Origin of the sequence: Escherichia sp. Lx600-2 (genome assembly GCF_036662595.1) — a bacterium.
Taxonomy (GTDB): Bacteria; Pseudomonadota; Gammaproteobacteria; order Enterobacterales; family Enterobacteriaceae; genus Escherichia; species Escherichia coli.
Window position 1 is genome coordinate 1 of sequence record NZ_JAYQWM010000267.1, and the last position, 377, is coordinate 377.

A 377-nucleotide genomic window follows, 5' to 3' on the forward strand; every position below is an offset into this window, starting at 1 on the left:
ATGGAAGCTGCAGGCAAACCAACGGATAAACCAAACCTGGTGTGCGGTCCGGTGCAAATCTGCTGGCATAAATTCGCCCGCTACTGGGATGTGGAGCTGCGTGAGATCCCTATGCGCCCCGGTCAGTTGTTTATGGATCCGAAACGCATGATTGAAGCCTGCGACGAAAATACCATCGGCGTGGTGCCGACTTTCGGCGTGACCTACACCGGTAACTATGAGTTCCCGCAACCGCTGCACGATGCGCTGGATAAATTCCAGGCCGACACCGGTATCGACATCGACATGCACATCGACGCCGCCAGCGGTGGCTTCCTGGCACCGTTCGTCGCCCCGGATATCGTCTGGGACTTCCGCCTGCCGCGTGTGAAATCGAT

Annotated in this window: 1 protein-coding gene; it reads left to right on the plus strand. The window is 57.6% G+C overall.

Annotated features, from left to right (window positions below; genetic code table 11):
- A partial coding sequence (locus OQV04_RS24945) for a pyridoxal-dependent decarboxylase (protein ID WP_235635474.1) occupies positions 1–377 on the plus strand: 377 nt, incomplete at both ends.